A 5678-nucleotide genomic window follows, 5' to 3' on the forward strand; every position below is an offset into this window, starting at 1 on the left:
CAGCGATTTAGCGTTGTTCCTGCAAATCAAACCTCCTGCGGCGTCGGAATTGGTCGACCGCTTGGTGAAAGCGGAATTCATCGAGCGCGAAACTAATCCTAACGACCGTAGACAGACGATCCTCACATTATCAGACAAAGGGAAGCGAATAATCGCACAGCGGCAGGAGCAATTAGTTAATACGTACTTGAAAATGCTCGAGCGCATGAAACCGAAAGAACAAAAGGCACTCGAACAAGCATTCGTAACACTGGCGCGCGTTGCGAAAGCGATGGACGATAAGGAAGCGGGATTATGATTGTGCGATTGCCAAAATGGTGTATTCAGTTCGCACTGCTTGCCTTCGGGTTCCATGTTGCCAATGCCCAACCGGTTTCGCTTGACGATTGTTTTCTCGCTGCTTCACAGCACAATGCCAATCGGAAATTGTCATCGGAAAAATTAGTTGAGGTTTCGGCAAAAATTGCTGAAGCAAAAGGTCAGCGCGGACCGACAGTTGCATTAACGGGAAGCGCGGTTCACAACGGCGACGTTACGAAAATGAACTTTGGTGCAACATCAATTCAGTTTCAACCAGATAATTCGTATCGGGTGGGATTCACTGCGAACCAAACGTTGTTCGATGGAAAACGTTTAAAATATAACCAAACGATGCAAGAGCTAATGCTTAATCGCATTCGCAGTGAGAGGGTTCGCACTGAATTAGATCTCGCATATCAGGTGTCAAGTATTTACAATCGCTGGATATCGGTAACGATTATCGAACGGATTGCAAAACTGTCGGCTACTTCGGCACAAGAACATGCCGCGTTAACCGAGAAACGTTTTCTCGCCGGTCAGGTATCGAAGTTAGATAAGCTTCGAGCGAGTGTATCGGCGAATCAAATGGAAGTGAATGCACTGAATGCGGTTGCAAATCAGCGCAGGGTAATTGAAACAATAAATCTTCTCACAGGATTAACGTTATCCGAAAGTAACTTCCCCAGCGACACTGCTACATCATCGCACGCGAAACCGACACTGGAGAGCGGCTTGCAAGCGGCGAAGGAACTACGACCCGAGTATCGACAATTGGCAGCCAACCGCGCTATCGCGGCGACCGGCGTTACCATTGCTAAGAGCGGATTGTACCCGATGGTGAGCGCATCGACGAATCTACTTTGGGTAAATGGTTCCGACCCATATAATCCCGACAAACTTAAACGGCAATGGAATGTCGGCATCCAATGCAATTACAACTTATTCGATGGGAAACAAAGCAAAGCCCGGATTGAAGCGGCAAAAAGTAGTTACCGGCAGGTTGATATTTTTATAAATGATTTTGCATACACCATCCGCAATGAGATTGAGCAAGCATTGATTAGTCTCGACGATGCCGAACGAAGGGTTGCAATGCAACGAGTATACGTCGAACAAGCGGAAGAGGCGCATCGCATGGCAACCGTCCAGTTCGCCGCCGGTCAAACCTCGGCACAGGAGGTTTCTGATGCTGAGCTTGCATTGTCAACAGCAAGACTAAATTGCGAACAAGCTCGATTCGATTACCGTAATGCACTGCTCGAATATGAAAAAGCGACTGGCGAACTATCGCTACGCTTTACTGCTGAGGCGCTGAAATGAAAAAGCGAATACTGCTAATTGGCTTCCTGCTATTTGTTGCAATTCTTGGTTGGCGCATATACAGCACCTCACAACGGAAAGCCGAGCTGAAAGCACAACGAAATCCAGTGGTAGTTCCCCGGGTCGAGGTGACGCAACCGGTGAACCGTGAAGCCAAAGAGACAATTGAGTCGTGGGGAACTGCGGAAGCAAACCGCACAGTACCGATTCAATCGACAGTGAACGGCAAATTATTGCGATGGAAAGTTAGCGAAGGAAAATCGATTCAACCGGGAGAGATTCTTGCAATCGTCGACCGCGATTTAGCGCCACAAGAGTTCAATCGAGTAGAAGTTATCTCATCAACAGCCGGGGTGTTTACCAAACAACTGGTGGACGAAGGGGCGTCGATTACCCCCCAAACGATGTTAGGCGTAATCGAGGATCTGGCTACGATTGTAGTTCCAGTAAAAGTGTCACAGAACGACGTCGGGAAGATTCGCAATGGTATGGCAGTTGAATTCGATTGTAGTAGTTACCCAAACACGATCATCCTCGGCGTTGTGAAACGCATCGACAATGTGAGCGATCCGGTCTCCCATGCGACGCGGGTTGAAGTTGTACTTCACGATCAGCGGATAAAGCCGGGCATGCATCTTCGAGCGTTTTTTCTTCTACAGAAGTATGAGGCGTTGTTTATCCCTACAAGCTCCGTTCTGGAGCAGGATACGACAAGTATTGCGGCAGTGGTAAAAAACGGCAGAGTGTCACGGGTTAAGATCAATGTGGGTATGCGCAGAGGTGATTGGCGGATCGTTCGCTCTGGACTTACCACAAATGACAGCATCATTGTTTCCGGAGTAGATCAATTCTACGATGGCGATAGCGTGGTCGTGGCAAGGAGCGTCGGACAATGAAACTCGCCGACAGTTCGATTCGACACCCGGTCTTTATCACAATGGCAGTATTGGCGATCATTGTGTTAGGGTTGGTGAGCTATTCCCGGTTGCCGGTGGAATTTTTTCCCGACATATCATTACCGATTGTTGCCGTGACGACTCCTTATCCAGGTGCAGCTCCCGAAGATGTTGAGAGTCAAGTATCCAAACCGATTGAAGAGGCGTTGTCGGTATTAAAAGGGGTAAGAAAGGTTCGCTCGACATCAACCGAAGGGGTTTCCATCGTCATCGTCGAATTTGAATTGGAGATGAGTGCGAAAGAGATGGCGGCGGAGGTCCGGGAGAAAGTATCGAACATACGGCGAACACTACCAAACGATATTCTCGAACCTCAGTATGAGAAGTTTGATCCCTCCGATCAACCGATTATTACCTACTCATTTGTATCTCCCAAAACAAATCTAAGTCCCAGTCAAATCCGTTACCTGATCGAAAACAAAATCAAACCGTTCCTCGAGCGAATCGATGGCGTCGCCGCAGTGACGATGACTGGTGGCGAAGAACGTGAAATCGAGATTGCGGTACGCCGTAGTGATCTCGAATTGTATGAAATCACGATGCCTGATGTGATACGTACCCTAAAAGCGGCAAACATTGAAATGCCTGGGGGACGCTTTACATCAAATACACAAGAGTTGCTGTTAAAAACCAATGCAAAGATTCTCGATCCCGATGAGCTGCGAAATCTGATTATAAAAGAGGTCAACGGTTTTCCAGTTCGAGTAAGGGATTTGGCAACTGTTCGCGATGGATACAAAGAAACCCGGCAACTCTCGCGAACAAATAATACCCCTTCGGTTACCATCGACATACGCAAGCAGTCAGGGACTAACACGGTTACGGTTGCCCAGCGCATTCATCAGGAAATGGAGCGGTTGGCGGAGGAGTATCCTCAGATACAACCGGTTTTAGCTTCGGACGATTCGATTTTTGTGAAAGCTTCCCGTGATGAAATGGTACTCGCATTATTGGAAGGCATTGTATTAGCATCATTGGTCGTTTTGCTTTTCTTTCGTGATATCCGTGGTACCCTCATTACAGTGGCAGGATTGCCGATTTGTGTGATAGGTACATTCATTTTTCTGCTACTCTTCGGTTACACGATTAACTTGATTACACTGCTCGCGCTCTCACTCTCGATTGGATTGCTCATCGACGATGCGATAGTCGTTCGGGAAAACATATTCCGCTGGATGGAGAAAGGGAAATCACCGTTTGAAGCGGCACGGGAAGCGACTTCAGAAGTCGCGTTAGCAGTATTGGCAACTACAATGACAGTTGTTGCAGTCTTCCTCCCCATTGCGTTTACTCAAGGAATGGCGGGAAAATTCTTTCGTCAATTCGGAGTTACGATCTCAGTTGCTGTGATTATATCGTTGTTGGAGGCGTTCACGCTCGCTCCGATGTTGTCGGCATTTTTCTTTAAGAAGTCTATAAGCAAGATGAAGGAAAAGAAGAGTCGCATTGAACTATTCATTAGTGGATTGGATAGCGAATACCGGAAACTGTTGGAATGGTCGCTCAATCATCGCTGGTGGATCATTGGTATTGCGACTGTTACCATGATCGGTACCATTTTTATCATTCCGTTAGTAGGGATTGGCGGCGACTCAAAAGGGGATCGCGGCATGTATTCGGTCGTGGTGGAAGCGCCACAGGGAATATCGCTTTCTGAGATGAACCGACGGGTGGTAGAAGTGGAAGACATCGTTAAAAAACATCCTCGAACGAAGGATTACTTCACTACTATCGGCACCAGTGATGGTTCTTCCAATCAAGCGGCGATTATGGTGAAGATTGATCAATTGGTTACGAAAAAAGTGATGAACGATATCCGTCCGCTGTTGAAAGCAGTGCCGGGTGTACAAGTATCGGTGGAAGAAGTATCCGGCGTGCGGAATAAATCGGCAACGATTCAACAACGTCCAATCCAGTTAAATATCCAAGGACCTGAGACAAAAGTTCTTCAGCAAATCTCAAGCGATTTTCAAACCCGAATGCGGGAAGTGTCGGGATTGGTTGACGTCGACAATTCCTTGCGCAGTGGAAAACCGGAATTCCAGTACACTGTAAAGCGCGAAGTCTTAGCGAAGTATGGCGTGACAGCTTCAGAGGTGGCGGCGGTTGTGCGTTCGATGGTGAATGGCGAGACGGCGACGAAATACCGAGACGGCGACGACGAGATTGAAGTAAATGTACGTTTGCGACCGGAAGATCGCACTGACCCCTCCCAACTACTCTCGATTCGATATCCCCTGAAAAACGGAACGAGTATTCCGCTCAGTGAAATTGTTGCGCTAAGAGAAACTGTTGGACCGGCGCAAATCAACCGGCAGGATCGTACGCGACAAGTGGTGATTGCGGCTAATATTACACCGGAGCGCGGCTTAGGCGATGTTGCCGATGACATCAAAGCAAAGCTCAGTGATTACCGACTTCCGAGTGGCTATACTTTGAAGTATGAGGGGCAAGTTTCGCAGAACAAAGAGAGCTTTACGAATTTATTCCTTGCGCTCTTTTTGGCAATTCTCTTTGTCTATATGGTGTTGGCTTCGCAATTCAACTCCTATCTTCATCCGTTTACAATTATGTTGGCGCTGCCGCTTGCCGTTATTGGCGGTTTCATTGGGCTATTGTTTACCGGTAGAAATTTCGATATGATTGCGTTCATCGGGTTGATTCTGCTGATGGGCATCGTTACGAAGAATTCAATTCTGTTGGTTGATTTTGCTAATCAACTACGGACTAAAGGGGCAACCGTGCGCGAGGCGTTGTTGGAAGCCGGACCAGTTCGATTACGACCGATTCTCATGACGACATTAGCAATGATTGGTGGGATGATTCCGACTGCGTTGGGATTAGGATCAGCAGCATCGTTCCGGGTATCATTAGGAGTTGTCGTAATCGGTGGAATTGTTTCTTCGACAGTTCTGACGTTGGTCGTTATACCCGTCGCCTACGAAATGTTCGAAGGAATCAAGCGGTGGATGGGATTTCACGACAGTTTTACAGAAGAATCACGCAAGAAGCAATGGGAAGTCATTTCCAAGTAGTCCGTTGTTGTTGTTGCATAGGAACTCCCGGAGCGTTGCAATAGAAGTTTCTTGACTTACCCGGTTT

4 protein-coding genes are annotated in these 5678 nt (G+C 47.6%); all 4 read left to right on the forward strand.

All coding sequences use genetic code 11. The annotated features are described in order from the left end of the window. Nucleotides 1-298: MarR family transcriptional regulator (locus OEM52_13495; GenBank protein MDK9701150.1), on the forward strand; the 298-nt coding region annotated here is incomplete at its 5' end. Further along, nucleotides 295-1620, forward strand: a complete 1326-nt coding sequence (locus OEM52_13500) for a TolC family protein (protein MDK9701151.1) — start codon at nucleotides 295-297, stop codon at nucleotides 1618-1620. The genes OEM52_13495 and OEM52_13500, both read left to right, overlap by 4 nt. Next, nucleotides 1617-2516, forward strand: a complete 900-nt coding sequence (locus OEM52_13505; protein MDK9701152.1) for an efflux RND transporter periplasmic adaptor subunit — start codon at nucleotides 1617-1619, stop codon at nucleotides 2514-2516. Before OEM52_13500 ends, OEM52_13505 begins: the two co-directional genes overlap by 4 nt. Beyond that, entirely contained in the window at nucleotides 2513-5611 is a 3099-nt protein-coding gene (locus OEM52_13510) for an efflux RND transporter permease subunit (protein ID MDK9701153.1), read from the forward strand. Before OEM52_13505 ends, OEM52_13510 begins: the two co-directional genes overlap by 4 nt. The last annotated feature ends 67 nt before the right edge of the window (nucleotides 5612-5678 follow it).

This window comes from bacterium (assembly GCA_030247525.1).
Classification (GTDB): domain Bacteria; phylum Electryoneota; class JAOADG01; order JAOADG01; family JAOADG01; genus JAOTSC01.

What these genes read in the sequence shown, in the direction of transcription:
- OEM52_13500 (MDK9701151.1), top strand. Translation starts at nt 295, where the DNA reads ATGATTGTGCGATTGCCAAAATGGTGTATTCAGTTCGCACTGCTTGCC.
- OEM52_13505 (MDK9701152.1), top strand. Translation starts at nt 1,617, where the DNA reads ATGAAAAAGCGAATACTGCTAATTGGCTTCCTGCTATTTGTTGCAATT.
- OEM52_13510 (MDK9701153.1), top strand. Translation starts at nt 2,513, where the DNA reads ATGAAACTCGCCGACAGTTCGATTCGACACCCGGTCTTTATCACAATG.